Annotated in this window: 20 protein-coding genes; 7 read left to right on the top strand and 13 right to left on the bottom strand. The window is 73.0% G+C overall.

Annotated elements, in window-relative coordinates; translation table 11 throughout:
- Both ACFY7E_RS22590 and ACFY7E_RS22585 read right to left on the bottom strand, forming a co-directional pair.
- Complete coding sequence (locus ACFY7E_RS22590; protein ID WP_389487497.1) at positions 1-981, bottom strand: iron-siderophore ABC transporter substrate-binding protein; 981 nt, start codon at positions 979-981, stop codon at positions 1-3.
- On the bottom strand, positions 978-1838 hold the full coding sequence (locus ACFY7E_RS22585; RefSeq protein WP_389487495.1) for an ABC transporter ATP-binding protein: 861 nt from the start codon (positions 1836-1838) through the stop codon (positions 978-980). The genes ACFY7E_RS22590 and ACFY7E_RS22585 overlap by 4 nt, the downstream gene beginning before the upstream one ends.
- A 152-nt stretch (positions 1839-1990) precedes the next feature.
- Between ACFY7E_RS22585 and ACFY7E_RS22580 the strand changes: the two genes are divergently transcribed.
- Positions 1991-2770 (top strand): uracil-DNA glycosylase, encoded by a 780-nt coding sequence (locus tag ACFY7E_RS22580; protein ID WP_389487493.1) that lies wholly within the window; start codon positions 1991-1993, stop codon positions 2768-2770.
- 21 nt (positions 2771-2791) lie between these two features.
- Here the strand turns inward: ACFY7E_RS22580 and ACFY7E_RS22575 are convergent, their stop codons facing one another.
- Positions 2792-4201 carry an amidase gene (locus ACFY7E_RS22575; protein ID WP_389487491.1) on the bottom strand — a complete coding sequence of 470 codons (1410 nt, stop codon included), beginning with the start codon at positions 4199-4201 and terminating at the stop codon, positions 2792-2794.
- Positions 4202-4485: 284 nt separating this feature from the next.
- Between ACFY7E_RS22575 and ACFY7E_RS22570 the strand changes: the two genes are divergently transcribed.
- The 5 genes from ACFY7E_RS22570 to ACFY7E_RS22550 all read left to right on the top strand — a co-directional run bounded on the left by ACFY7E_RS22570 (position 4486) and on the right by ACFY7E_RS22550 (position 10839).
- Entirely contained in the window at positions 4486-5136 is a 651-nt protein-coding gene (locus ACFY7E_RS22570; protein WP_389487489.1) for a 4'-phosphopantetheinyl transferase family protein, read from the top strand.
- 120 nt (positions 5137-5256) lie between these two features.
- Positions 5257-6759, top strand: coding sequence for an MFS transporter (locus tag ACFY7E_RS22565; protein ID WP_389487487.1), 1503 nt, complete (start codon positions 5257-5259; stop codon positions 6757-6759).
- 107 nt (positions 6760-6866) lie between these two features.
- A complete protein-coding gene (locus ACFY7E_RS22560; protein ID WP_389487485.1) occupies positions 6867-7139 on the top strand; it encodes a GlsB/YeaQ/YmgE family stress response membrane protein in 273 nt (90 codons plus the stop codon).
- Positions 7140-7558: 419 nt separating this feature from the next.
- Positions 7559-9598 carry a sigma-70 family RNA polymerase sigma factor gene (locus ACFY7E_RS22555; protein ID WP_389487483.1) on the top strand — a complete coding sequence of 680 codons (2040 nt, stop codon included), beginning with the start codon at positions 7559-7561 and terminating at the stop codon, positions 9596-9598.
- A 47-nt stretch (positions 9599-9645) separates the two neighbouring features.
- Positions 9646-10839 carry an MFS transporter gene (locus ACFY7E_RS22550; RefSeq protein ID WP_389487481.1) on the top strand — a complete coding sequence of 398 codons (1194 nt, stop codon included), beginning with the start codon at positions 9646-9648 and terminating at the stop codon, positions 10837-10839.
- A gap of 33 nt (positions 10840-10872) precedes the next feature.
- Here ACFY7E_RS22550 and rph read toward each other — a convergent pair whose 3' ends face one another.
- The 6 genes from rph to ACFY7E_RS22520 all read right to left on the bottom strand — a co-directional run bounded on the left by rph (position 10873) and on the right by ACFY7E_RS22520 (position 17158).
- The gene (gene rph, locus ACFY7E_RS22545; protein ID WP_389487479.1) at positions 10873-13476 is read right to left on the bottom strand and encodes a rifamycin-inactivating phosphotransferase; all 2604 of its coding nucleotides are present in this window, start codon (positions 13474-13476) and stop codon (positions 10873-10875) included.
- A gap of 163 nt (positions 13477-13639) precedes the next feature.
- Positions 13640-14029, bottom strand: a complete 390-nt coding sequence (locus ACFY7E_RS22540) for a hypothetical protein (RefSeq protein ID WP_389487477.1) — start codon at positions 14027-14029, stop codon at positions 13640-13642.
- Positions 14030-14159: 130 nt separating this feature from the next.
- Positions 14160-14597 (bottom strand): hypothetical protein, encoded by a 438-nt coding sequence (locus ACFY7E_RS22535; RefSeq protein ID WP_389487475.1) that lies wholly within the window; start codon positions 14595-14597, stop codon positions 14160-14162.
- A gap of 134 nt (positions 14598-14731) precedes the next feature.
- Entirely contained in the window at positions 14732-15568 is an 837-nt protein-coding gene (locus ACFY7E_RS22530) for an RNA polymerase sigma factor SigF (RefSeq protein WP_389487640.1), read from the bottom strand.
- 156 nt (positions 15569-15724) lie between these two features.
- Entirely contained in the window at positions 15725-16168 is a 444-nt protein-coding gene (locus ACFY7E_RS22525; protein WP_389487473.1) for an ATP-binding protein, read from the bottom strand.
- A gap of 114 nt (positions 16169-16282) precedes the next feature.
- Positions 16283-17158: a PP2C family protein-serine/threonine phosphatase gene (locus ACFY7E_RS22520; protein WP_389487471.1), complete on the bottom strand. Its 876-nt coding sequence runs from the start codon at positions 17156-17158 to the stop codon at positions 16283-16285.
- 446 nt (positions 17159-17604) lie between these two features.
- Between ACFY7E_RS22520 and ACFY7E_RS22515 the strand changes: the two genes are divergently transcribed.
- Positions 17605-18120, top strand: a complete 516-nt coding sequence (locus tag ACFY7E_RS22515) for a MarR family winged helix-turn-helix transcriptional regulator (RefSeq protein WP_389487469.1) — start codon at positions 17605-17607, stop codon at positions 18118-18120.
- A gap of 160 nt (positions 18121-18280) precedes the next feature.
- Here the strand turns inward: ACFY7E_RS22515 and ACFY7E_RS22510 are convergent, their stop codons facing one another.
- The 4 genes from ACFY7E_RS22510 to ACFY7E_RS22495 form a co-directional block, all read right to left on the bottom strand.
- Positions 18281-19480 (bottom strand): PP2C family protein-serine/threonine phosphatase, encoded by a 1200-nt coding sequence (locus ACFY7E_RS22510; RefSeq protein ID WP_389487467.1) that lies wholly within the window; start codon positions 19478-19480, stop codon positions 18281-18283.
- A 13-nt stretch (positions 19481-19493) separates the two neighbouring features.
- Positions 19494-19862 (bottom strand): STAS domain-containing protein, encoded by a 369-nt coding sequence (locus ACFY7E_RS22505; RefSeq protein ID WP_389487465.1) that lies wholly within the window; start codon positions 19860-19862, stop codon positions 19494-19496.
- Between the two features lie 46 nt (positions 19863-19908).
- Complete coding sequence (locus ACFY7E_RS22500; protein ID WP_389487463.1) at positions 19909-22380, bottom strand: SpoIIE family protein phosphatase; 2472 nt, start codon at positions 22378-22380, stop codon at positions 19909-19911.
- A gap of 95 nt (positions 22381-22475) precedes the next feature.
- Positions 22476-26489 (bottom strand): HAMP domain-containing protein, encoded by a 4014-nt coding sequence (locus ACFY7E_RS22495; protein WP_389487461.1) that lies wholly within the window; start codon positions 26487-26489, stop codon positions 22476-22478.
- Positions 26490-26684: the final 195 nt, after the last annotated feature.

The following is a 26684-nucleotide window of genomic DNA, read 5'->3' as shown; positions in this document are numbered from 1 at the left end:
TTACTTCGTCAGCTCCGTGACGGCGGAGTCGACGTACTTGCCCATCGACGCGGGTCCGCCGAACATCCAGATGCCGTCGGGCAGACGGTGGACGTGGCCCTTCTTGACGAACGGCAGCGAGTTCCAGACCTTGTCCTCGGCGAGGGCGCCGGTGAACGGGGTGCTGCTCGGGTCCTGGTCGTTGGCGATGTAGGCGAAGTGCACGTCGCCGAGCCGGGTGAGGCCCTCGACGTCGGTGGCGCCGAGGCCGTAGGACGGGTCGCCCTCGACGGTCCAGGCGTTCTTCAGGCCGAGCCTGTCGTTGACGGCGCCGATGAGCGAGCCGCCGGTGTACGGCCGGATGGAGACCTGGTGGGAGACGAGGTAGCCGTCGGCGAAGGCGTACTTCGCGCCGGCGAGGCCGGCGGCGGCGAGCTTCTTCCTCCCGTCCTCGATCGTGGCGTCGAAGTCCTTCTTGAGCCGGTCGGCCTCGGCGGTGGTGCCGGTGGCCCGCGCGATGAGGTCGAGGTTCTCCGTCATCCGCCCGATCGGGTCGGCCCCGTCGGCGGCCTTGAGCTCCAGGACGGGCGCGACCTTGCGCAGCTGCTTCACGACGGCCGGCTTGAGGTCGCTGGTGGCGACGATGAGGTCCGGCGCGAGACCGGCGACGGTCTCGATGCTCGGCTCGCCGCGCGTGCCGATGTCCTTGGCGTCGTTCTTCAGCGGGGCGGTGGTGTCCCAGGTCTTGTACCCCTTGACGTCCGCGACGCCGACGGGGTCGACGCCGAGGGAGATCAGGCTCTCGACGACGTTCCACTCGGTGCCGACGACCTTCTCGGCCGGGCCGTCGAGGACGACCTCGGTGCCGGTGGAGTCGGTGAGGGTGATGCTCTCGGCGGTCTTCTCCGCCTTCTTGTCCGCGGCGGGCTCGGTGGTGCCGCAGGCGGTCAGGGCGAGGGCCGCGGCGGTGGCGGTGGCCGTGGTGAGGAGGAGGCGTCTCATGAGGGAGTGGTGAGCCTTTCGCTTCGCGTGTGGTGCCGGCCGACGGCACGGGTGCGCAGCCGGCCGGTCAGGGGGTCGGTGTCGACTTCGATGCGGATGCCGTACGTGCCGGTCAGCCGCTCCGCCGTCAGGACGTCCTGCGGGGAGCCGTCGGCGACGACCCGTCCGGTGTGGAGGAGCACGATCCGGTCGGCGACGGCGGCCGCCTGGTCGAGGTCGTGCAGGACGGCTCCGACGGCGATGCCGTGGTCGTCCGCCAGGTCGCGGACGAGGTCCAGGAGTTCGACCTGGTAGCGCAGGTCGAGGTAGGTGGTGGGCTCGTCGAGGAGCAGGACGCCGGTCTCCTGGGCGAGGCAGCTCGCGAGCCAGACGCGCTGGAGCTGTCCGCCGGAGAGGTGCTCGGCGCCCCGGTCGGCGAACTCGGCGACGCCGGTGAGGGAGAGGGCGCGGTCCACGGCGGCGCGGCCGTCCGGGTCCGTCCTCCCCCAGCGTCCCCGGTGGGGGTAGCGGCCGAACTCGACCACGTCCCGCACGGTCAGGCCGCCGGGGGTGGGGCGTCCCTGGGTGAGCAGGGCGACGTGGCGCGAGAAGTCGCGGGGGGACAGCGCGAGGGCGTCGGTGGCGTCGTCGATGACGAGGGTGGCGGTCCGGGGTTTCTGGAGCCGCGAGACCGTCCGCAGGAGCGTCGACTTCCCGCTGCCGTTCGGGCCGACGAGGACGGTGACCTCGCCGGGCCGCAGGGTCAGGGCGGCGTCGTGGACGACGTCGACGCCCTCGTAGGCCACGGTGACTCCCGTGGCCGCCAGTTCGTGGCCGCGGGGGGCACCGGCCGCGGATCTCTCTTCTCCAGCTCGCACAGCCGAAGGTTAGCCTAACCTAAGTACTGAGTGGAACAGGGGATGCGTCCGCGTGAGCAAGACGAGAATCGGCCAATTCCGTAGCGTGTGCCGCACGGCGGGTAGGGGGTCCCGGAGAGGACTTTCTTCCTTCCGGACGGAGCGGATCGACCGTGTGCACTGCCGAGGACTACCCCGTACGGGCCGCCGCCCGGGCGCGCACCCCCGCCGGCCTCGACGCGCGGCTCGTGCGGTGCCGGGCCTGCCCGCGCCTGGTGGCGTGGCGGGAGGAGACCGCCCGCGTCGGACGCGCCGCGTTCCGGGGCCAGGAGTACTGGGGGCGCCCGGTGCCAGGGTTCGGCCCTCCGGACGCCGCCCTGCTGATCAGCGGTCTGGCGCCCGCCGCGCACGGCGGGAACCGGACCGGCCGGATGTTCACCGGCGACCGGGCCGGCGACCTGCTGTACGCGACGCTGTACGAACTCGGCCTGGCTTCGCGGGAGACGGTGACGGGCCCCGGCGACGGGCTCGAACTGTACGGGGTGAGGGTCACGGCGCCGGTGCACTGCGCCCCGCCCGACAACCGCCCCACGCCCGGCGAGCGGGACGCCTGCCGCCCCTGGCTGGCCCGCGAGGCGCGCCTGCTGCGCCCGACGCTGCGGTCCGTCGTCGTCCTGGGCGGCTTCGGCTGGCAGGCCGCGCTGCCCGTCCTGGCGGAGGCCGGCTGGCTCGTGCCCCGGCCGCGCCCGAAGTTCGGGCACGGCGTGCGGACGGTCCTGGCGCCGGCCTCCCCCGGCGACCCCGCGCTCACGGTGTTCGGCAGCTACCACGTGAGCCAGCGCAACGTGTTCACCGGCCGGCTCACGCGGGAGATGCTGCGCGAGGTGCTCGCGGAGGCCGCCCGCACGGCCGGCCTTCCGGTGGAGCCGGTGGAGCCCCCCGCGCCCGGCTGACCGGCCCCGGGGGCCGGGGACTCAGAGGTCCTGGACGCGCCGGAAGGGCCGGTCCGCCTCCAGTTCGAACGCCAGCTCCAGAAGGGCCCGTTCGGCGCCGGGGCGCCCCGCGAACATGACGCCGACGGGCAGCCCGTCCTCCGTCGCGCCCACGGGCAGCGAGAGCGACGGCGTGCCCACGACGTTGTCGATCGGGGTGAAAGCGACGTACGCCAGGATCCGCTCGATCAGCGTCGCGTACGGGACGTCCGGGGCGAGGTGGCCGAGCCGGGGCGCGGGATGGGCGAGGACGGGGGAAAGGACGAGGTCGAGGCCGCGGAAGGCCGCCGCGTACGCCTCCCTGGTGCGCTTCAGCCTCCGCAGGACGGCCGGGGTGTTCCGCCAGTTCTCCAGGTACGTCGCGCGCAGGCCCCGGCTGAGGCCGTCCATGCGGCGGCGGTCGAAGTCGGCGCCGAGGGTGCGACCCGTGGTGCCGAGGAGGAAGGAGAGGAAGCCCCAGTAGGTGAGGAAGTCGCCGGTGAAACGGGGGTCGACGGCGATCTCCACCGGCTCCACGGCGTGGCCGAGCCGGTGGAGCCGCGCCACGGTCTCCGTGACGGCGGCCCGGGTCGCGGCGTCGGAGGTGACGCCGGTGGGCGAGTCGAGGAGGAAACCGACGCGCAGCCGGCGCTCCGAGGGGCCCTCCACCAGACCCAGGGGCGGCAGCTTCGGGTTGCGCCAGTGCTTCTCGGCGGCGGCGAGGAAGGCGGCGGAGTCCCGTACGGAGCGGCTGACGATCCCGTCGGAGACGATGTCGAGCGGGAGCCGGCGGCCCTGGGCGCTGGGCACGACCCGGCCCCGGGTCGGCTTGAGCCCGACGAGACCGCAGCAGGCGGCCGGGATCCGGATGGAGCCGCCGCCGTCGTTGGCGTGCGCGATCGGCACCGCTCCGGCGGCCACGAGCGCCGCGCTGCCGCCCGAGGAGCCGCCCGCCGAGCGGGCGGTGTCCCAGGGGTTGCGGACGGGTTCGGCGCCCTCGTACTCCGTGGAGGGGCTGAAGCCGAACTCGGGGAGCCTGGTCTTGCCGAGGACGGTGACGCCGCTGCTGAGGAACTGGCGGGTGAAGGCCGCGTGCCGGCGGGCGGGCCTCGGCGTGAAGGCGGCGCTGCCGTGGCCGGTGGGCAGCCCCCGGTAGTCGGTGTTGTCCTTGACGAAGGCCGGCACTCCGGCGAGGAGGCCCGTCCCCGGTCCGGGCAGCGGGTGTTCGGCGTACGCCTGGACCGCGTGGAGCCGCCCCTCCACGGCCCGTACCCGCTCGGCCGCGTCCCGGGCCGCCTCGGCGGCGCTCACCTCGCCCCGCCGGATCGCCGCCGCGAGGCCCACCGCGTCGTGGTCCCCCAGGGCGTCGTCCCGGAAGGCGTGCACCGTGGTCCGTTCGTCGAAAGTCGTCACCGCTGCCCCAAGTCCCCGCGTGTGGTTGGTTGGCCGCCATCATCGCGTACCGACGGGTAACAGGCGAGGGCCGGAAGGAGGGTGAGTCCTTTTCGCCCCTCCCCCGAAGGACGAATGGCCGGATGGACCCGCTCCCCCGGCGGATGTCGGTACGAGGCACGGCGCGCTCCCCCGCACCCGGCGCCCCCGGCTCGCCAAAAGGAAGTACCGCGCCGTCGTGCACACCGACCTCCTGGAACCGCCGCGCCGTCGTCAGCACGACCGAACGGGTATTCTGACCCGCCATGTTCTACGAGGAAGTCCCGGGCCACCCGGGGGTGGTGACGGCCACCGTGTCGGAGGCCGCGGCACCGGCCCGCGCGCTCGTGTCCGTGCTCGACGACGACGAGCGCGCCCGGGCCGCCCGGTTCCTGTTCCCGGTGGACGCGGACCGGTACCGGGTCGCCCACGTCCTGCTCCGGCTCGTCCTGGGCCGGCACGTGGACGAGCCCCCGGAGCGCCTCGTCTTCCTCCGGCAGCCGTGCGCCGACTGCGGCGGCCCGCACGGCAAGCCGTACCTCCGGGGCCACGACGCGCACTTCTCGCTCTCCCACTCGGGGGACCGGGTCCTGGTGGCGGTCGCGCCGGTTCCGGTCGGCGTGGACGTCGAGGCGATCCCGGCGGACGGTCCGGTACGGGACCTGATGAGCGCCCTCCATCCGCGCGAGCGGACGGAGCTGGAGGCCCTTCCGGTCCCCGACCGGCCGGCCGCGTTCGCCCGCTGCTGGTCCCGGAAGGAGGCCGCGCTGAAGGTCTCGGGCGTGGGCCTGGCGCGGGGCGCCGTCGAGCCGTACGTGAGCGCCGCCGACCGGCCGGCCCCGGTCCCCGGCCTCCGCCTCACCGACCTGCCCCCGCTCGACGGCCACGCCGCCGCCCTGGCCCTGCTGATCCCCTGACGCGTCGTACGCCTCTCCACCCCCCGCGCGGCACGTTCTTCACCCGCATGGGCCACCGGCTTCCGGGCACCCGGGGGAAGGGGTTCTGAGGGGGATCACGCGACGGAGAGGGAACCAGCCATGGCTTCTGGAGTGTCACGGGCGCCCGCACCGGGCCCGGGAGAGACGTCGACGGTCACCACCGCCGTCCCCGCCCGCCTCGACCGCCTCCCGTGGTCGAAGTGGCACTGGATGATCGTGATCGGCCTCGGCACCGTCTGGATCCTGGACGGCCTCGAGGTCACGATCGTCGGCAACGTCGCCGGCCGCATCGCCGAGGACGGCAGCGGCCTGGACATCAGCGCCGCGCAGATCACCGGCGTCGCCGCCGCCCTGTACGTGGCCGGCGCCTGTTCCGGCGCGCTGTTCTTCGGCTGGCTGACCGACCGCTACGGCCGCAAACGCCTCTTCATGGTGACGCTGGTCGTCTACCTGGCGGCGACCGCGATGACGGCGCTGTCGTTCGAGTCCTGGTGGTTCTTCCTCTTCCGGTTCCTCACCGGCTTCGGCATCGGCGGCGAGTACGCGGCCATCAACTCCGCCATCGACGAGCTGATCCCGTCGCACTACCGCGGCCGGGTCGACCTCATCATCAACGGAAGCTACTGGCTGGGCGCGATCGGCGGCTCCCTGCTGTCCATCGTGATGCTGGACACCGACATCTTCCCGAAGGACCTCGGCTGGCGGCTCAGCTTCGCCCTCGGCGTCGTCCTGGGCCTGGTCATCCTGCTCGTGCGGCGGCACGTCCCGGAGAGTCCGCGGTGGCAGTTCATCCACGGCTACGGCACGGAGGCGGAGAAACTCGTCGGCTCCGTCGAGAAGGAGATCGAGGCGGAGAAGGGCCTCCGGCTGCCCCCGCCGGACCGCGAGATCACCATCCACCAGCGCAAGAGCATCGGCTTCGGCCTGATCGCCAAGACGGTCTTCCGCTCCTACCCGCGCCGGGCGGTCCTCGGGCTCTCGCTCTTCATCGGCCAGGCGTTCCTCTACAACGCCATCACCTTCGGCTTCGGCACCATCCTGATCACCTTCTTCGACGTGCCCACGGGCAGCACCGGCTACTACTTCGCCGTGATCGCCGCGGGCAACTTCATGGGGCCGCTGCTCCTCGGCAAGCTCTTCGACACCGTCGGCCGCCGGATCATGATCTCGTCGACGTACCTGCTCTCCGGCATCCTCCTGTTCGGCACCGCCTGGCTCTTCGACCGGGGCTCGCTGACGGCCACGACGATGACGGCCTGCTGGTGCGTGGTGCTGTTCTTCGCGTCGGCGGGCGCCTCCAGCGCGTATCTGACGGTCTCCGAGATCTTCCCCATGGAGACCCGCGCGATGGCCATCGCCTTCTTCTACGCCCTCGGCACGGCGGCCGGCGGCATCAGCGGCCCGCTGCTCTTCGCGGAGCTGACCGAGTCCGGCGTCGTCGGCGACACGGCCCTCGCCTTCCGGATCGGCGCCGGACTGATGTGCGCGGCCGGTCTCGTCGCCGCCTTCCTGGCGGTCAACGCCGAGCGCCGCTCCCTGGAGGACATCGCGGAGCCCCTGTCGACGGTGCGGTCGGCCCCGGACACCCGGACGGGCACCTGATTTCCACCGAAAGGCGTTTGGATCCTCCATTTCCGCGTATGCGTTCGATGTAAGCGTCCGATAAACACGGAGCGGGCCGAACGGCACACGCGAAGGAGACGGGAACCATGGGAATCATCGCCTGGATCATCATCGGACTGCTGGCGGGCCTCATCGCGAAGGCCCTGACCCCGGGCCGTGACCCGGGCGGGTTCGTCATCACCACGCTGCTCGGCATCGCGGGCGGTCTTCTCGGCGGCTGGCTCGGCAAGGTGATCTTCGGCGTCGACTCCGTCGACGGCTTCTTCGAGCTGTCCACCTGGATCGCGGCCATCATCGGTTCGGTGATCCTGCTCCTGCTCTACCGCCTCTTCACCGGCAACTCGCGACGTCACGCGTAACGGCGTGAGGACCGGTCACCCGGCCCGCACCGATCCACGCACGGCCCGTCCACGGGCCTCGCGACCGGCCCCGCCCTCGGCCCCGACGAGGACGGGGCCGCCGCACGTCCGGCGACCGGCGGCCCGCCCCCTCGACCCGTCCGCTACCGTGGGGCGCGCTTCCCGCCCGGGGCCCGCCGCGCCCGGGCGCTCCGTCCCGCACGCCGAGGAGGTCCGGTGTCACCCGTCCCTCCCGCCGGCGTGTGCGCGGACCACGGTGGCGTACCACCGCTCCCGAGGACCACCGGACCCGACCGGCCGACCCCCGCCTCCCGAATCTTTTCCGGAAGGCCGGGGGATTTCTGTTATCGGCCCGGCGCCCGGTGGTCTCCCATGTGTTGGCCCCCGAGGACGACCGGAACAGGCAGGGTGATTCGAGCATGAGTACACAGCAGCTCACGGAGCTGGTCAGGGCGGCGCAGAGCGGGGATCCGCAGGCGCAGGACCGGCTCCTCACCCACCACCTGCCGCTGGTCTACAACATCGTGGGCCGGGCGATGAACGGCCACCACGACGTGGACGACGTCGTGCAGGAGACGATGCTGCGGGCGCTCGCCGGACTCGGCGGCCTGCGCGCCCCGGACAGCTTCAGGTCCTGGCTGGTGGCCATCGCGATGAACGTCGTCCGCGGTCACTGGCACCGGCAGCAGAACGGTTTCGCCACGGGCGGCCTCGACGACGCCCGCGACCTCCCCCAGCCGGGCGCCGACTTCGTCGGCCTCACCGTGGTCCGGCTGAACCTGTCCGGCCAGCGGCGCGAGACCGCCGAGGCGACCCGCTGGCTGGAACCGGACGACAGGGCCCTGCTGTCGCTGTGGTGGCTGGAGTGCACGGGCGACCTGACCCGCCACGAGGTGGCCTCGGCCCTCCAGCTCTCCCCGGAGCACACGGCGGTGCGCGTCCAGCGCATGAAGGCGCAGCTGGACGCCGCCCGCGTCGTCGTCCGGGCGCTGACGGAGAACCCGCCGTGCCCCGACCTGAGGTACGAGCTCGGCGGATGGGACGGACGCCCGTCGAGTCTCTGGCGCAAGCGAATAGCCGGGCACGCCCGCGCGTGCGTGTACTGCACCGGCCTGTCCCACGGCCTCTACCCGGCCGAGGGACTGCTCGCGGGCCTGCTGCTCGTCCCCCCGGCCGGACTCCTGCTCGCGACCCTCCGCGAGCGTGCGGGCTTCGACCTCGCCGCCGCGGTCGCGGCGGCCGACCACGAGTCCGGCCACCAGCCGGGGTACCAGCAGCCGGGAACGACCGGTTACGAACCGGCGGAATCTCCCTGGTACGCGTACGAGACGCCGGGAACACCCGGGTACGCCTACGAACCGGCGGAGACGGCCGGGTACGCCTACGGGCCGACCGGGTACGGAACGACCGGAACAGCCGGGTACGGAACCACCGGGGCGACCGGGTACGAGCAGGCCGGAACGACCGGGTACGAAACGTCCGGGGTGACCGGGTACGAAACGCCCGGGCCGACCGGGTACGGAACCACCGGGCCGACCGGGTACGAGTCGGCGGGAGCGTCCGAACCGAGCCCCTCCCCCGTCCTCGGCGCCCGCAGCGCCCGCAACGCGCGGCGCCGCAGGCGAGAGCAGCAGCAGCGCGGGCGCCGACGCGTGGTCATCGCCGCGGGCATGGCGGTCGCCACCGTCACCGGCGGGGCCTTCACCCTGGCCAACGGTCCCGACGAGGACGACCTGACGGCCCTGGACGCGCCGCGCGCCTCGACCGTGGACCTCACCGTCTCCGCGTCGGCCCCGGCCCCGGCCTCCACGACGCCCACCGCCTCGGCCCCCGTCACTCCGACGGCCACGCCGTCGGGCACGCCGCGGCCCAGCAAGAGCGTCTCCGCCAGGCCCAGGACCAAGACCGGGGCCGGGGCCGGGCCCTCGGCCCAGGCCCCGGTCACCGCGCCGACCACCGCCCCGCACACCCCGCGGCCGACCGCGGACCGGCCGACCCACAGGCCCACGCAGGCACCCGCCCCAAGGACGCCCACGGCCCCGAGCAGCCCCACGGCCACCCAGCAGGACTCCGGTCACACCTCCGTCGAGGAGCAGGTGATCGCCCTGGTCAACGCCGAGCGGGCCAAGGAGGGCTGCGGCTCCGTCACCGGGAACTCCCTCCTGGCGCGGGCCGCCCAGGGCCACTCCGAAGACATGGCCGCGCGGGACTTCTTCGACCACACCAACCCGGACGGCGCCGGGCCCGGCGAGCGCGTCACGGCCACCGGGTACGGCTGGTCGACCTACGGCGAGAACATCGCGATGGGCCAGCAGACGGCGGAGCAGGTGATGGAGGCCTGGATGAACAGCCCCGGCCACCGCGCGAACATACTGAACTGCTCGTTCAAGGAGCTGGGCGTCGGCCTGCACACGGGCGACGGCGGCCCCTACTGGACGCAGGTCTTCGGCGCGCGCTGACCGCGGGGTCCCGCGCCGGGCCCCGCGCCGGAGTTACGGTCTGCGGCATGGCTGGTGATCGTCAGGGATGGCTCCGGTGTCTGCTCGGCGGGGCCGTGTTCGTCGTGGGGATGGCCGGCACCACGCTGCCGACGCCGCTCTACCCGCTGTACCAGGAGAAGTTCGGGTTCTCCGAGCTGACCGTGACCGTGGTGTACGCCGTGTACGCCTTCGGGGTCATCGGAGTGCTGCTCCTCGCGGGCGACGCCTCGGACACGGTCGGCAGACGGCCGACACTGCTGTGCGGTCTCGGTTTCGCGGTGGCGAGCGCCGTCTGCTTCCTGTGCGCCGACGGCCTGGGCTGGCTGTACGCGGGCCGGCTGCTCTCGGGCCTGTCGGCGGGCCTGTTCACGGGCGCCGCCACCGCCTACGTCATGGACCTGGCTCCGCCGGGCGGGGCGTCCCGGGCGACGCTCGTGGCGACGGCCGCCAACATGGGCGGCCTCGGCTGCGGCCCCCTGCTCGCCGGGCTGCTCGCGGAGTACGCCCCCGAGCCGCTGCTGCTCCCGTTCGCCGTGCACCTCGCCCTGGCGCTGCTGTCGGCCGTCGTCGTCCTGCGGCTGCCGGAGACCGTACGGGAGCGCCGGCCCCTGTCCGCCGTACGGCCCCGGCGGCCCGCCCTCCCCGGGCCGGTCCGCCGGGTGTTCGTGCCGGCGGCGCTCGCCTCCTTCGTGGGCTTCGCCCTGTTCGGGGTGTTCACCTCGGTCAGCCCCGCGTTCCTCGCCCGCTTCCTGCACGTGGACAACCACGCCGTGACGGGTCTGATCGTGGCCCTCGCCTTCTTCTCCTCCACCGCCGGTCAGCTCGCCGTCGGCCGCTTCGGGGTGTCCCGGTCCCTGCCCCTGGGCTGCGCCGTGCTCTTCGCCGGCCTGGCCCTCCTGGCGGGCGCGCTCGCCGCCGACCTGCTGGTGCTCGTCGTCCTGGCCGCCGTCGTCGGCGGCACCGGGCAGGGCCTGACCTTCCGCGCGGCCCTGTCCGCCGTCGCCGGGGCCGCGCCGGAGGACCGGCGCGCGGCGGTGATCTCGACCCTGTTCCTGGTCGCGTACACGGGCATCTCCCTCCCCGTGATCGGCGTCGGTCTCCTGACCGGCCCGCTCGGTCTGGAGCGGGCGGGCCTGGTGTTCACGGGCTGCATGCTGCTGCTCGTCGCCTGCGCGGGGGCCTACCTGATCCGGCGCCCGGTGCGGACGGAACCGGAGTGACGGGCCGACGGGCCGGGAGGGGGGGCCGCGACCTCAGGAGAGGATCTCGACGTACCCGTCGGTCCCGTGCACCCGGATCCGCTGCCCGTCCCGGATCAGCCGGGTGGCCCCGTCGACGCCCACGACGGCCGGCAGGCCGTACTCCCGGGCGATCACCGCGCCGTGGGTCATCAGACCGCCGACCTCGGTGACCAGGCCCGTGATGCCGACGAACACGGGTGACCAGCTGGGGTCCGTGTAGGCGGTGACCAGGATGTCGCCCGCCTCCAGGTCGGCCTCCTCCATGTCGAGGACGACGCGGGCCCTGCCCTCGACGGTGCCGGCGGAGACCGGCAGGCCGGCGAGGGCACCGGCCGGCACGTCGTCCCGCCGGTACGCCCCGTTGAGGGCCTCGCCGTCCGAGGTCAGCACCCGGGGCGGGGTGAGTGCCCGGTGCGCCCGGTACTCCTCCTCGCGCCGCCGGACGAGCCCCTCGTCGACCCGCCGCGTGCGCACGGCCTCGTGGAACTCCTGGAACGTGAGGTGGAAGACGTCCTCCGCCGAGGAGAGCACACCGGCCCGCACGAGGCGCCCGGCCTCCTCCAGGAGGGCCCGCTTGTAGACGGAGTAGCGGCTGACGATGCCGTACTTCGGGTACTCCCGGTATCCGGCGAAGGTCCGGACCCGGTCGATCATCCGCTTCGTCCCGGCGGCCTTCCGCTCCCCGTCGGGCAGGGCCCGCAGCCGGTTCAGTACGTCCCGCTCCTTCTCCAGGGCCGTCCGCCGGCCCTGCTCGAAGCGCCGCTCGGCGGCGCCGGGACCGAAGTTCCTGACGTTGTCGAGGATCGCGGGCAGGAGGGCGGCGGGGCGCTCGCGCCAGCGCGGCCTGGTGATGTCGATCTCGCCGACGCAGCGCATGCCGTACCGGTCGAGGTAGGCCTCGACGGCGTCGCGCGCCCCGGTTCCGCCCGGGAGCTTCGGCAGCTCGTCCAGGAAGCCGTCGTCCCCGGCGCGTTCCAGGAACACGACGACCTCCGGGTGGGGGCGGATCGCGTCCGCGACGTCGAGCAGCGCGAGGCCCATCTCCGAGGTGACGTTGCCGGGGGCGGAGAGCGTGAGCGCGTCGGCCGCGTTCTTCTCGCCCAGCCACTCCTCCAGTTTGTCGTTGAGCCACCAGGCGGCCTCCATGCCCGCCATGAGCGCCCGGAAGCTCAGCGGGTCGGAGAGGACCCGCTTGTGCTCCTCGAAGGCTTCGAGGAGGAAGTCGAACAGCTCCGGTCCGGTCTTCGTCCGGATGTCGCGCTCCAGCGCGGCGACGGACTCCTGGCTGCGCTCGACCAGCGCGGTGACGATCGCCGGGTCGGCCTCGATCGGCGCGGGCGCGGGCGCGGCGGGACCCGTGGGCGCGGCGGGGTCCGCGTCCGGCGGCGGCAGGGGGAAGTCGTCCCGGTCGAGGACGGTCTCCAGGGCATCTCTGATCAGCGGATCGCCCTTGCCGATGACGTCCAGGAGGGCGGCGCGGCTCGCGGGCGAGGCCAGGCGCCGGGTGACGTCGACGAACAGCCTCCCGCCGGCCTCGTGCATGGGCACCATGGCCGTCAGCTGCCACATGGAGTACCCCAGGGCCTTCATGGCGTCGGTCATCATCTGCTGGTGGCCGACCGAGACGTAGACGTGGTTGTCCCGGTCGTCGGTCTCGGGCACGGGGAACAGCGTCGTGATCGGCCGACTCTGGACGATCCGGAAGTCGTCGCCGACCAGACACCACTCGATGTCCTGCGGGCGGCCGAAGCGCGCCTCGATCCGGCGTCCGAGCCGCACCAGCCGCAGGACCTGATCGCGCGTCAGCGCCGGCCGCTCCCGCCGCTGTGCGTCGACCTCCACCTCCCGCGTGCCGCCGCCGGGCAGGGGCCGGAGGACGCGGTGCTTGGCGGCGATCGTCCCGGCGACGACCTCGTCGTCCCGTACGGTGAAGACGTCCGGGTTCACCAGGCCGGAGACCAGGGCCTCGCCGAGCCCGAGGCCGGCGTCCACCCTGGCGACCCGCCGGTCGCCCGTGACGGGGTCGGCCGTGAACAGGACGCCTGCCGCGTCGGGAACGACCATCCGCTGGACGACCACGGCCATGCGGACCGTGCGGTGGTCGATGCCGTTGCGCCGGCGGTAGGTCACGGCCCGCTCGGTGAACAGCGAGGCCCAGCACCGGCCGACGTGCCGGAGGACCTCCGCCGGTCCCACGACGTTCAGGTAACTGTCCTGCTGGCCGGCGAAGGAGGCCGTCGGCAGGTCCTCCGCCGTGGCGCTGGAGCGGACGGCGTAGGCGTCGTGCCCGCCGAACCGGGCGAGCGCGCCCGTGATCTCCTCAGCGACGTCGTCCGGGACGCCGACCGCCTCGACGGCCCGGCGGACCTCCCCGGCGAGCGTACGGGTCGCCTCCCTGTCGTCCGGGTCCGTGCGGGACAGCCGGTCGAGCGGGCCGTCGATCGAGGGCGCCCCCTCCACGGCCCGCCGGAAGGCGTCCGTGGTCACGCAGAAGCCGGCCGGTACGCGGACGCCGTCGATACGCGACAGCGCGCCCAGATTCGCGCCCTTGCCCCCGACGACCGCGAGCTGCGTCTCGTCGGTCTCCCCGAGGTCCCGCACGTACCGCGTGCTCATGGTGTTCCTCTTTCCGCAGGTCGTGGCCGAGACCAGCGATTCTGCGGCACGACCGGGCCCTTGCCGCAAGCCCCCCTGTGCGCTATAAGTTGAGAGTGGCGAGGAGAGCGATCTCCTCGCCTTCGTCGTTTCTCCCCTTCATGGAGTCGGGGGCAGGTCCGGTTCAGAGCAGGCCGACGGTCCGGGGCGGGGCGTAGACGTGGCGGGCGAGGTGTTCGCCGCCGCAGCGGACGTCGTGGTCCCGCCGCGGGCCCGGTTCCCGGTCCTCGGCGATCCGCTCCCGGTGGCGGGCGCAGGTCTCGCAGGCGGGGTCCCAGTCGGGCAGGAGGTCGCGGTGGCGGGCCGCGAGGTGGGCGCCGAGGGCGATCTGGGTGGTGACGGTGCTGTCGAACGGGTCCCAGTCGACGCCGCGTTCGCCGGTGAGGCGGAGTTCGGCGATCCGGTCGCCGACGTCCCGCATGGTTCGGTAGAGGTCGGCGCACTCGTCGCAGTCCCACATCCAGGGCGGAGGCAGGGGCCACTCGTGGCCGGGGTCGATCTCGTCCGGGGTCATGGGAGGCACGATAGTCCGAGGAGCCCGGGGGTCCGGGCCGTTTCCCCGATACAGGGGCTACCGCCCGGTACCGGGGGCGCGGCGGCCCGGGGCGCGCTATGACGCTCGCTTTCCGGGGGCGCCGGCCGGGCTACAGGTCCTCGCAGAACGCGCGGGCCCGGTCCAGGTCCTTCTTCCCCGTCACGTCGAACCGGGAGAGCAGGGAGAGCCGTTGCTGGGAGCGGCGGACGGCCTCGGCGAGTGGCTCGTACCGGGCGTCGCCCGCCGCCGCCGAGGCGGAGAGCACACCGGCCGCCGCGTAGCGGTTGACGGCGATCTCGCCGGCGGGGCCCGCCTCCGTGTACTTCGCCGGGTCGAATCCTTCGAGTGCCCGGCAGGCGGAGCGCGCGTCCCCCTCGGGGCCTCCCCCGGCCGGGCCGGTGCCCGCGCTCAGCATCCAGGCGGCGCCCGTTCCCGCGACGCCGAGCAGGAGCCCGGCCATGAGGGGAAACGCCACCGACCTGACGCGGTTGCGGGGCTGTTCCGGGGCCGTCGGGGCGGGGGCCCGGTAGGGCTGCTGCGGCTGCATGCCGCTCAAGGTAGCGGCCCCGCCCGCGGCCGGGCCATCCCCCGGAACGGCCGCGCACGGGCGAACGGCCTCACCGGAAGGGGGGGCGGTGAGGCCGTTCGGTTCCCCGGGAGAAGCGGGGGAGGGAGGAGCCGTCACTCCACGGGGGCGAGCATGCCCTTGCGGAGACGGGCCAGATTGCGGGAGAGGAGCCGGGAGACCTGCATCTGGGAGATGCCGAGCCGCTTGCCGATCTCCGACTGCGTCAGCTCCTCGACGAACCGGAGGTGGAGCAGCAGGCGGTCCCGTTCGCCGAGTTCGGCGACGAGGGGGGCGAGGGCGTGGAAGTCCTCGAAGAGTTCGAGGGCCGGGTCCTCTTCTCCTATGAGGTCGGAGAGCATGGCGCCGCTCTCCTCCCCCTCGCCGCCGACCGCGGCGTCGAGCGAGGTGGAGTTGTAGCCGTTGGAGGCGATCCGCGCCTCGATGACCTCGTCCTCGGAGAGGTTCATCAGGGTCGAGAGCTCCGCCACGCTCGGCGACCGGCCGAGGCGGGAGCTGAGCTCCTCCGTCGCCTTGGCCAGCTCCACGCGGGCCTCCTGGAGGCGGCGGGGAACGTGGACGGCCCAGGAGGTGTCGCGGAAGAACCGCTTGATCTCCCCCACGATGCAGGGCACGGCGAAGGTGGTGAACTCCACCGCGCGGGAGATGTCGAAGCGGTCGATCGCCTTGATCAGGCCGATGGTGCCGACCTGGACGATGTCCTCCATGTCGTCGCCACGGGCCCGGAAACGGCCGGCCGCGTAGCGCACGAGGGACATGTTCATCTCGATCAGCGTGTTGCGGGCGTACTGGTACTCGGGAGTTCCCTCCTCCAGTACCGCCATGCGGTCGAAGAACACCTTCGACAGTTCGCGCGCGTCCTTCGGTGCCACCTTGTCGGGGGCTTCGAGTACGGGAAGGCCCCCCACGGTCTTCTCGTCAGCGGCATTCATCTCGGTCAGCACTGTGGTCAGCACTCCGATGACCCCCTCTTTCGTCGACAACCCGTTCTTCCCCCGGACGGCCCGCATACCCCGGCTCTCAGGGAGCATGCGCACATTCTCAAAAAAATTTCTCCGGGGCGGTACGGGCCCCTCCGCCGGGCGGGATCAGACGAGGGAGAGGCGTGCCCTGACCCGCTTCCCGGAGGGGGACGGCTCCACGCTGACGCTCTCGCAGACGGCGACGACGATCTCGACGCCGTGCTGGCCGACGCGGCCGGGGTCGTGGCCCCGGGGGACGGGAGAGGCCTCCAGTCCGTCGAACACCGAGATCTCCAGAGCGTCCTCGAACAGTTCGAGCAGCAGGCGACAGGGGCCGGGCGCGTGGCGCACGGCGTTGGTCACCAGTTCGCTGACCACCAGGCGCGCGAGGTCGACGCGCTCGCGGGCGACCGGCCGGCGCCCCGCGGCGGGGGAGGCGGTGAGGAAGTCGGCGGTGAAGTCGCGGGCGGACGCGACCATGCCGTCGTCGGCGTCCGTACCGTCGTAGTCGACACTCGCGTACAGCAAGGGCGCCTGTGTCACGCGCTCCGCGGCGATCGCGTCCGTCATCGGCCTGCCTCCCCTCACACGGCTCGGTGCCGTGCTCCGTACCTCATCCTGCGCACCTTCCCTCCTTTGCGATTTCCACACCGTCCGCACCCGAGAACGCGGACACGACCGTACTCACACGGCGGGAGGGCCGGGAAGGCGTCGGTGCTCCTCGTCGGTGACCGCGCGCCGCTCGGCGGGGACGCGGCCGTGCCAGTCCAGACAGAGTACGAGAACGTCGTCCGGCAGTCCGCCGGGGGGCTCCTCGCGCAGCTCCCGGACCAGGGCGCGGGGGGTGTCCGCGCAGCTCGTGCGGCGGGTCCGTTCGATCGCGCGGCGCACCGCGCGGTCGAGGGCCGCGTCGCCGCCGGGCGGGGGTTCGCCCCGGTCGCAGGCGACGAAGACCAGGCGGTCGCCGGGGAGGACGCGGAGGCGCTGGGTGGCGTAGACGGTGTCCTCGAACATGCCGAGGGGGAGCTGGCGCTCCAGCTCGATCCGCTCGGTCGCCGCGCCGCGGTCCCGCCAGACCGTGGGCGAGCCCGCGTCGACGACCCGCACCTCGCCGGTGGCGCGGGCGAAGCTCAGCAGGAGGGCGGAGAGGGGCCGCTCGCCCCGGTGCTGGCCGTAGAGGGCCTGGTCGGTGAGGCTGGCCTGGCCGACCAGGTCGAGTCCGGCGCGCCGGGCGTTGCGGATGGCGTTCAGGGCGAGGTTGCTCACCAGGGCGGACGGGGCGCCGGGCCCGGTGCCGTCGGCGACGACCAGGGTGAGTTCCTCCTCGGTCGCGCACCAGTCCAGGACGTGTCCGCCCGAGGTGTAGGAGGGCTCCCAGTAGGCGTACAGGTCGAACTCGGCGCCCGTGCACGCCTGCCCGGGAAGGACGCCCCACTGCATCTCCGCCGGGACGCTGAGGGCGCGCGCCCTGCGCGTCCGGCGGTACAGGTCGGTGTGGCGGTCGGCGACGCGCAGGGCGTGTCCCAGCGTCTCGGCGATGTCGGCGAGTTCCCCGGTCACCGCGGGAGTGGCCCGGTCAGGGGGCAGGACGACCACGAGGACGCCACACCGTTCGCCGCGAACCGTCACAGGAAGGTACGCGGTCGCCGTGGGCCCGTCACCACCGAAAAGATATGGTTGCTGTGTGGAAAGAGCGCGACCCGCGGGCCCCGACCCCACGGCCCCGTGCCGCGTCCCGGCCGGATCCTGCACGGGCTCGACGGGTCGCAGCGACGTGAGCCCGTAGTCGACGAGCAGCAGATCGGTGGAGAGCGCGGCGAACCGCCGCGCCAGATCGACACGGAGGGAGTCCAGGAGGCGGTGTGGCGGCGCCCCGCGCAGAGCGCGTTCCACTGTCACGTGTCGGTCCACCGAACCCGTACCGCCTTCTGGAGAGATGTGGAGATGACCGGCGCGTCGCGCGGCCGACGCCTTCCGCCCCGGACGCCTGAGGAGTGTCGGTAGCCATGGACACGAACCCCGACCCGTCCCCGCGGGAGCCGCGGGAGACGGCACAGGCCGCCCGGGAGCTCATCGAGCTTCTGGAGGTGCTGTGGGAGCGCGGCCGGGACATGGTGTCGTCGACACCGGTGTCGGCGTCCCAGCTCCGCGTGCTCTACAGCCTCGACCGCGAGGAGGGCATCAACCTCCGCGCCCTGGGAGAACTGCTCGGTTCCGCGCCGCCCTCGGTGAGCCGCATGTGCGACCGGCTGGAGGCGCTGGGGTTCGTGCAGCGGCTGCCCAGCCCCGTCAGCCGCCGGCAGCTGGAACTGCACCTGACCGTACGGGGCAAGGCGTACCTGCACGACCTGCGGGTCCAGCGGGAGGAGGCCCTGCTCGCCGTCATCTCCGGCATGTCCCCGACGAGCCGGAAGGCGCTGCTGCGCGGTCTGACGGGCTTCCAGGACGCGCTGGACGACGAGAGACCGTCGGCGCCCCCGGTGCACCGGGGCGCGCCGCTCAAGGACGTGCGGTCCGCCTGACCCCCGCGCGCCGTCCGGTCACGTAGCCCATGTCCCACTTGTCACCCTCTGCTCGTCTGCGGCGTGTCCACCTCGGACACGAGCCAGGTGTTGCCCCAAGGATACAGTTGCCGCACGGCAACTGTTGACACTGGGTACACGGCCGAACCCGTGGGGCGGGTCAGCCGTCGGCGGCCTCCGGGGAGCCGGGGCCGTGCCCCTCCTGCTGCCCGTACCAGTCGAGGCAGACGACGAGCGCGTCGTCCTCCAGCGGGGTGTCGCCGTGGTACGCGGCGAGTTCGCGCAGCACCGCGCCCGGGACCTGCGAGGGCGGCAGCAGCTTCGTGGCGGTGAGCGCGCGGGCCAGCGCCCGGTGCCCGTAGGACTCCCCGTCGGGGGAGGCCGCGTCGTACACCCCGTCGCTGCCGAAGAGCAGCCGGTCCCCCGGGCGCACCGTGAGGCGCTGCGGCGTGTAGACGGTGTCCTCGAACATGCCCAGGGGCAGCTGGGACTCGAACGAGACGTGCTCGACGGAGCGGTCCCGCAGGCGCCACAGACGCGGCGATCCGGCGTCCACGGCCTCCACCTCGCCCGTGGCGAGCTCGAAGCGCAGCAGGAGCACCGAGACGAAGGCGTCGCCGCCGTACTGCGCGTACACGGCCTGGTCCGCCAGGGCCGCCTGGTCCGCGAGGCCGAGGCCGGCGCGGCGGGCGTTGCGGAGCGCGTTGAGGGCGAGGTTCGTCAGGAGGGCGGCCTCGATGCCCTCCCCCATCCCGTTGGTGACCGCCAGGGTCAGGTGGCCGGCCGAGGCCGACCAGTCGTAGTTGTCCCCGAAGATCGCGTAGGCGGGTTCCAGGTGGGCGCCGAGGGCGAACTCCGGGCGGGAGCAGGAGCGGCCCGGCAGGAGCTGCCACTGCATCTCGGCCGCCAGCGTCAGCCGGGTGGCGCGCCGCGCGAGGTCGTACAGGTCCGTGTCGCGCTCGGCCACCAGGATCTCGTGGCCGAGCGCCTCGCAGACGTGCCGCAGCTCCGGCAGCAGGGGCACGAGGTCGGCGCCCGCCGGCAGGGCGACGGTGAGGACGCCCATCCGGTCCCCCCGGACGGTGACCGGCAGGTGGACGGAGACGGCGTCGGCCTCGCGGACGACGTACGGCTCCTGGGCGCCGAAGGCGCGTCCCTGGGGGCTGCCGTGGATGAGGACCGGGGGGTTGGCCTGGGGCACGCGTTCGACGAGCTGGAGCGAGCGGAGCGCGTAGTCGGCGAGCCGGAGCTCGACCCGCAGCGCTCCGCACTGCTTCCGCAGGGCGTCCGCCACGACGCTCACCAGCAGGTGCGGAGCGGCCCGGCGCAGGGCCTGCTCGACACCGGTGATCTCGTCCACGTGCTCCGGCTTTCTAGCTCTCGTGCCCGGCCGCGACCAGCGCGCCCGCCACGTCGGAGTGCAGGGGCGTGCTCATCGTCAGCCCCGTGATCTCCAGGATGCGGCGTACGGCCGGGGTCGGCGCGGCGAGATGCAGGTCTCCCCCGGACTCCCGCGCGTCCCGTCCCGCCCTGATCAGGACGTTCAGGCCGGACGAGTCCATGAAGTCCAGGGCGGAGAGGTCCAGGACGAGGTGACGGCGACCGTGCAGGAACTGGTTGGCCAGGTGGTGGTGGAGCATGGTGGCCGTCTCGACGTCGAGTTCGCCCCCCACGGAGACGACCGCCGTGTCGGCGTCGCGGACCTCCACTTCGACGTCCAGGTTCATTTCGCGCTCGGGCATGCTTCCTGCTTTCCACAAAAGGGGGTGATGGGGATCGGGCGTGCGGTCAGGTGACGCGCACTCCGATCAGACATGTGTCGTCGTCGGTGTCGGACTTGCTGTGCGTGAGCAGCAGGTCGAGGCGCCGCTCCAGGCCGTCGGCCGGCGTCTGCGCCGTGGCGAGGAGCTGGTCCAGGGAGTCGTGCACGGAGGTGTCCCGCCGCTCGACGAGGCCGTCGGTGTACATCAGCACGGTGTCCTCGGGCTCCAGCTGGATCTCCGTCTCCTCGTACTCGGCCTCGGCGAGGGCCCCGAGCAGCAGTCCCTGGAGCAGCGGCAGGGTGGTGGCCCGGTCGCCCCGTACGAGTACGGGCGGGAGGTGTCCCGCCCTGGCCCAGCGCAGGGTGCGGGTCGTGGGGTCGAAGACGCCGCAGACGGCGGTGGCCGTGACCTGGGCGGTGAGGTGGTGGGCCACGTTGTTCAGCCAGGACAGGAGCTGTGCGGGGCCCGCTCCGGTCACGGCGAGGCCGCGCAGGGCGTTGCGCAGGACGACCATGCCGGTGGCGGCCTCGATGCCGTGGCCCGCGATGTCCCCGACGCACAGCAGGATCTTCTTGGACGGCAGCACGACGGCGTCGTACCAGTCGCCGCCGACCAGGGACTCGGTCTCGGCGGGCCGGTAGCGCACGGCGACGTCGAGGCCCGGGGCGTCGAGCGGGGCCTTGGTCGGCGGCATGATGGCGTGCTGGAGCTGGAGGGCCAGCCGGTTGCGTTCCGCCGACTCCTGTTCGGTGACGGCGAGTTGGTCGCGGGTGGCCGCCAGGGCGACCTCCGTCCAGTGCTGGGCGGAGATGTCCTGGTAGGCGCCCCGCACGGCGAGGAGCCGCTCGTCGATGTCGAGGGAGGGCTCGGCGATCACCCGGATGTGACGGGTCACCCCGTCCCCGCGGAGCATGCGGAAGGCCGTCGAGCTGGCCCGCCGCTGCCTCAGCACGGCCTGGAGGAAGCGGTCGATGGCGGCCGCGTCGTCGGGGTGGGCGTGGGCGGCGAGGTCGCGCAGGGAGACCGGCCCCTCGGTGATGTCCCGGCCGAAGAGGTCGAAGAGCTGTCCGTTCCAGGTGATCTCCCCGGTCAGGACGTCCTCCTCGAAACCGCCGATCCGGCCGAGGCGCTGGGCGTGCTGGAGGAGACTGGCGAGCCGGGCGGACTCGTCCTCGATGCGCCAGATGAGCAGCAGGCTGTCGCCGTGGCGGCTGATGCTGATGTCGGCGGCGGACGCGAGCGGCACCTGGTCCACGAGGGCGGTCAGGCGGGTCCGCCGGGCGCGGAAGGGCTCCCCGGTGGCGTAGACGCGCTCGATCCGCTCGAAGAGCTCGTTCTCGCCGGCCGTGGTGGGGTACGCCTCCAGGAGCAGGGCCCCGTCGACGGCGCCGCGCGAGCGGCCCGCCGGGTCCTGGAAGTGCTCGTTGGCGTGGCGGATGCGGAAGTCCCGCAGGCGCCCCTCGTCGTCGAGGTGCGGGGTGAGGACCAGGGCGGGGTCGTAGAGGCCGTCGGCGAGCTCCATGAGCTCCGACGCCCCGGCGGACCCGGACGAGAGCGCCCGCGTCCGCACCGGCTGCACGGGGAGGGTCTCCAGGGTGTGGGCGCACAGTTCGGCCAGGGCCTCGATCTGGCGCTGCACCGCCTGCGGCTGGGGCTCCAGCGGCCGGGGCCAGCAGATCTCCAGGACGCCGTGGATCCGTCCGCCGGTCCCGGCGGGCACCGCCACCCGGCCGCCGTCGGGGTGGCGGGCGTGGCCGATCGAGGGGACGCCGGCCGACGCGAGCGAGGGGAACCGGACGGTCCTGCGGGCGGTGAGGGCCTCCCGGGCCACGGTGGCCACGCCCGGCGGCACGTAGCGCCAGCGGGCGGGCTCGTCGGCGCCGAAGCCCGCGTGGCCACAGAGGGTCAGGGAGGCGTCGGGACCGGTGGTCCAGATGGCGACGGCGCTGGCGCCCAGGGGCGCGAGGGCGTGTGCGAGGAGGGACTCGGCGACGGCCTGGCTGTCCCCGGCGTTGAGCGCGGCGCTCTCGGCCGTGCGCAGGCGCACGGCGACCGACCCGTCGGCCCCGGTGCCCTCCTCCGGCGCGTCCGCGTGCCGTACGGTCCTGACGAAGCCGTCGGCGACCTCGGCGACCTGGTCGTGGGCGGCCTGGTTGATGATGTCCGCGGCCAGTTCCAGCTGGGAGAGCCCGGCCTGGGCCGCCAGCTCGGCGAGCTGCTTCGCGGCCTGGGCCGGACCGCAGCCGAGCCGCTCGACGATGACGCCCTTGGCGAGTTCGATCAGGGCGCGCCCCTCGGCCGCGGCGTGCGCGGCGCGCACCTCCTCGCGTAGCCGTTCCACCGTCGCGGCCAGCCGGCCCACGGCGGAGTGGTCGTCCGACGGGCGCCGCTCCTCCTCCCGGGCGGGAAGGGGCTCGGCGGGCCCGGCCGGTGTCGGAGCGCCGTCCCCGTGGGGACCGACGGCGGGGTACCCGCCGTGGCGGTGGGGAGCACTCATGACGCGGACTCCTCGGGGACGGCGGCCGGAGCCGCGGGCGGAAGGGGACGGAGGGGGGTGGTGGAGCGGGAGGGCCCGGGCGGGGCCCCGGCCCGTCAGTCGTTCAGCCACCGGCGGATGCAGGCGATGAGGTCGTCGGCGTCGACCGGCTTGGTCACGTAGTCGCTGGCGCCCGAGGCGATGCTCTTCTCGCGGTCCCCCGGCATGGCCTTGGCGGTGACCGCGATGACGGGCAGCCCGGTGTGGGCGGGCATCTGCCTGATCTTCGAGGTGGCGGTGTAGCCGTCCATCTCGGGCATCATCACGTCCATCAGGACCAGGTCGATGTCGGGGTGCGCGGCGAGCGCCTCGATCCCCTTGCGGCCGTTCTCGGCGTGCAGGACCTTGATGCCGTGCAGCTCCAGGATGCCGCTCAGGGCGTAGAGGTTGCGGGCGTCGTCGTCGACCACGAGGACCGTGCGGCCGTGCAGCGTGGTGTCGATGGTCTGCGGCGCCGGGGGCCGGTGCTCGCCGCGCACCAGCGGCACGACGTCGCCCGGCTGGTCCGCGGACAGGTGCAGGGCGATCCGCTCGCGCAGTTCGTCGAGGCTGGAGAGCAGCTCCAGCGGGCGCATGCGGGCGCGCGTCTGGAGGGCCCGCTCGTGGTCGGCGGTGAGCCTGCGGTTGTTGTGGGCGAGGACGGGGACGGTGCGCAGCGCCTCGTCGCCGTCCATGGCGTCCAGGAACTGCAGGGCCTCGCCGTCGGCCATGTCGACCTCGAGCACGACGCAGTGGAAGGGCTGGGTGGCGAGGGCGGTCGCGGCCTCCTGGGGGCCGACGGCCGTGATCAGCTCGATGTCCTCCCGGTCCGCGCGGTCGCGGCCGGCGGTCAGCTCCACGACGGCGTTCTCGGCGACGAGCGAGAGCAGCCCGCGCGGGCGCTCCTCGATCACGAGGAGGCGCCGGGTCTGCCGGGCCGGCGGGGCGGGGGGCAGGGCGGGACGGACGGCGGAGGTGTCGGAGAGCTCCGCGGTCCTCTCGTCCTCGTCGGACCGTACGAGCGGGATCTGGGCGGACTGCTCCTTGAAGTCGGCCCGGGCGACCGGCAGGTAGAGGGTGAAGGTGCTGCCCTCGCCGGGCTGGCTGGCGACCGTGAGGGCGCCGCCGAGCAGGTAGGCGATCTCCCGGCTGATGGAGAGGCCGAGTCCGGTGCCGCCGTACTTGCGGTTGGTGGTGCCGTCCGCCTGCTGGAAGGCGCCGAAGATGGCCTCCAGGTGCTGGGAGGCGATGCCGATGCCGGTGTCCTTGACCCGGAAGGCGACGACGGGGCCGCCGCGGTGGACCGTGGCGGGCAGCTCGTCGTCCGAGGCGGGCTCGATGGACAACTCGACGCTGCCGCGCTCGGTGAACTTGACGGCGTTGGAGAGCAGGTTGCGCAGCACCTGCCGCAGCCGGGAGTCGTCGGTGACGAGGTCCACGGGCACGCCGGCGGCGGTGGAGACGGTGAAGGTGAGGCTCTTCTGGGAGGTGAGCGGCCGGAACGTCGCCTCGACGTAGTCGAGGAGGCGGCGCAGCGCCACCCGCTCCGGGTTGAGGTCCATCTTCCCGGCCTCCACCTTGGACAGGTCGAGGATGTCGTTGATCAGCTGGAGCAGGTCGGAGCCGGCGGAGTGGATGATGCCGGCGTACTCGACCTGCTTGGCCGTGAGGTTGCGGGTCGGGTTCTGGGCGAGCAACTGGGCCAGGATCAGCAGGCTGTTGAGCGGGGTGCGCAGCTCGTGGCTCATGTTGGCCAGGAACTCGGACTTGTACTTGGAGGCGAGGGAGAGCTGCTGGGCTCGGTCCTCCAGCTCCTGCCGGGCCTGCTCGATCTGGAGGTTCTTGGCCTCGATGTCGCGGTTCTGCGAGACGAGCAGGGCCGCCTTCTCCTCCAGCTCGGCGTTGGAGCGCTGGAGCTCCTCCTGCTGGACCTGGAGCTCCTCGGAGCGCGCCCGCAGCTCGTCGGCGAGGCGCTGGGACTCCTCCAGGAGCTCGTCGGTGCGGGCGTTGGCGACGATCGTGCTGAGGTTGACGCCCACCGTCTCCATGAGCTGCTCCAGGAAGTCCCGGTGCACGGAGGTGAAGGGGGTGAAGGAGACCAGTTCGATGACGCCCAGGACCTGGTCCTCGACGACGATCGGGAGCACGATCAGGGCGCCTCCGGAGGCCTGGCCGAGGCCGGAGGAGATGTACACGTAGTCGCCGGGCACGTTCTCGGCGGCGATGGTGCGGCGGCTGCGGGCGGCCTGTCCGACGAGGGACTCGCCGAGGCGGAAGCGGTCGCGGCTGTCGGCGGGGCGTCCGTAGGAGCCGACGAGCTTGAGCTCGACGCCCTGCGTGCCGTCCTCGGCGAGGTAGAAGGCGCCGTACTGGGCGGCCACCAGCGGGGTCAGTTCGTCCATGACCAGTTCGGCGACGACGGCGAGGTCGCGGTGGCCCTGCATCAGCTCGGAGATCCGGGCGAGGCTGGACTTGAGCCAGTCCTGCTCCTGGTTGGCCCGGGTGGTCTCGCGCAGCGAGCCGACCATCGCGTTGATGTTGTCCTTGAGCTCGGCGACCTCGCCGGAGGCGTCGACGGTGATGGAGCGGGTCAGGTCGCCCTCGGCGACCGCGCTCGCGACCTCGGCGATGGCGCGCACCTGACGGGTGAGGTTCCCGGCCAGCTCGTTGACGTTCTCGGTCAGGCGCTTCCAGGTGCCGGAGACGCCCTCGACCTCGGCCTGGCCGCCGAGACGGCCCTCGCTGCCGACCTCGCGGGCGACGCGCGTCACCTCGGCGGCGAAGGAGGACAGCTGGTCGACCATGGTGTTGATGGTGGTCTTCAGCTCCAGGATCTCGCCCTGGGCGTCGACATCGATCTTCTTCGAGAGGTCGCCGTTGGCGACGGCGGTGGTGACCTGGGCGATGTTGCGGACCTGGCCGGTGAGGTTGTTCGCCATCGAGTTGACGTTGTCGGTGAGGTCCTTCCAGGTGCCGGCCACGTTCGGCACTCTGGCCTGGCCGCCGAGGCGGCCCTCGGTGCCGACCTCGCGGGCGACGCGCGTCACCTCGTCGGCGAACGCCGACAGGGTGTCCACCATCGTGTTGATGGTGTCGGCGAGCGCGGCGACCTCGCCCTTCGCCTCCACGGTGATCCGGCGGGAGAGGTCGCCGCGGGCGACGGCGGTGGCGACCTGGGCGATGGAGCGCACCTGGCCGGTGAGGTTGGACGCCATCACGTTGACGTTGTCGGTGAGGTCCTTCCAGGTGCCCGAGGCGCCCCGGACGGTGGCCTGGCCGCCCAGGTTGCCCTCGGTGCCGACCTCGCGGGCGACGCGCGTCACCTCGTCGGCGAAGGCCGAGAGCTGGTCGACCATCGTGTTGATGGTGTTCTTCAGCTCCCGGATCTCGCCGCGGGCGTCGACGTCGACCTTCTTCGAGAGGTCGCCCTTGGCCACGGCGGTGGCGACGTGCGCGATGGAGCGCACCTGCGCGGTGAGGTTGCCGGCCATGGAGTTGACGGAGTCGGTGAGGTCGCGCCAGGTGCCGGAGACGCCCTTCACGTCCGCCTGGCCGCCGAGGATGCCCTCGGTGCCGACGTCGCGGGCCATGCGGGTGACCTCGTCGGCGAAGGAGGAGAGCTGGTCGACCATCGTGTTGATGGTGTTCTTCAGCTCCAGGATCTCGCCGCGGGCGTCGACGTCGATCTTCTGGGAGAGGTCGCCCTTGGCGACGGCGGTGGCGACGTGAGCGATGTCACGGACCTGGGTGGTGAGATTGCCGGCCATCGCGTTGACCGAGTCGGTGAGGTCGGCCCAGGTGCCGGAGACGCCGGGCACCTCCGCCTGGCCGCCCAGGGTGCCCTCGGTGCCGACCTCGCGGGCGACGCGCGTCACCTCGGAGGTGAAGAGGGAGAGCTGGTCGACCATGCCGTTGAAGACGCTGGAGATCTCGCCCAGGAGTCCGCCCGCCTCGTCGGGCAGGCGGGTGCCGAAGTCCCCGTCGCGCACGGCGGTGAGGCCGGCCAGGAGCTGGCGCAGCTCCGCCTCTCCCACGGCGGCGGGTCCCGGCCGCCGTGCGGCCGAGGAGCCCTCGATCGTCGTCTCAGACATGCCTCATCCTCGTTCGCTCGCCAGGCACCACGGTGGTCCTGAACACAACCACGGCCGCCGATCGGGCCGCCGCTCCCCCGGTACGACCCCGACCTCGACCGTTGTCATACGACAATAAACGACGACCCTACTCTCCTGTGATCGTCGCGAGGAGGGCCGCGGGTGATCAAGCGGCCGGAACGCGCCGGTACGGAG

Origin of the sequence: Streptomyces sp. NPDC012825, from assembly GCF_042900925.1 — a bacterium.
GTDB lineage: Bacteria > Actinomycetota > Actinomycetes > Streptomycetales > Streptomycetaceae > Streptomyces.
The sequence above is the reverse complement of the archived record's forward strand: the minus strand, read 5'-3'. Positions and strand labels throughout refer to the sequence as shown.

Coding starts and splice junctions, on each gene's coding strand:
- ACFY7E_RS22550 (WP_389487481.1), top strand. CDS start 9,646: ATGGCTGGTGATCGTCAGGGATGGCTCCGGTGTCTGCTCGGCGGGGCC.
- ACFY7E_RS22530 (WP_389487640.1), bottom strand. CDS start 15,568: ATGAATGCCGCTGACGAGAAGACCGTGGGGGGCCTTCCCGTACTCGAA.
- rph (WP_389487479.1), bottom strand. CDS start 13,476: ATGAGCACGCGGTACGTGCGGGACCTCGGGGAGACCGACGAGACGCAG.
- ACFY7E_RS22505 (WP_389487465.1), bottom strand. CDS start 19,862: ATGCCCGAGCGCGAAATGAACCTGGACGTCGAAGTGGAGGTCCGCGAC.
- ACFY7E_RS22565 (WP_389487487.1), top strand. CDS start 5,257: ATGGCTTCTGGAGTGTCACGGGCGCCCGCACCGGGCCCGGGAGAGACG.
- ACFY7E_RS22500 (WP_389487463.1), bottom strand. CDS start 22,380: ATGAGTGCTCCCCACCGCCACGGCGGGTACCCCGCCGTCGGTCCCCAC.
- ACFY7E_RS22535 (WP_389487475.1), bottom strand. CDS start 14,597: ATGCAGCCGCAGCAGCCCTACCGGGCCCCCGCCCCGACGGCCCCGGAA.
- ACFY7E_RS22515 (WP_389487469.1), top strand. CDS start 17,605: ATGGACACGAACCCCGACCCGTCCCCGCGGGAGCCGCGGGAGACGGCA.
- ACFY7E_RS22555 (WP_389487483.1), top strand. CDS start 7,559: ATGAGTACACAGCAGCTCACGGAGCTGGTCAGGGCGGCGCAGAGCGGG.
- ACFY7E_RS22525 (WP_389487473.1), bottom strand. CDS start 16,168: ATGACGGACGCGATCGCCGCGGAGCGCGTGACACAGGCGCCCTTGCTG.
- ACFY7E_RS22570 (WP_389487489.1), top strand. CDS start 4,486: ATGTTCTACGAGGAAGTCCCGGGCCACCCGGGGGTGGTGACGGCCACC.
- ACFY7E_RS22540 (WP_389487477.1), bottom strand. CDS start 14,029: ATGACCCCGGACGAGATCGACCCCGGCCACGAGTGGCCCCTGCCTCCG.
- ACFY7E_RS22590 (WP_389487497.1), bottom strand. CDS start 981: ATGAGACGCCTCCTCCTCACCACGGCCACCGCCACCGCCGCGGCCCTC.
- ACFY7E_RS22495 (WP_389487461.1), bottom strand. CDS start 26,489: ATGTCTGAGACGACGATCGAGGGCTCCTCGGCCGCACGGCGGCCGGGA.
- ACFY7E_RS22560 (WP_389487485.1), top strand. CDS start 6,867: ATGGGAATCATCGCCTGGATCATCATCGGACTGCTGGCGGGCCTCATC.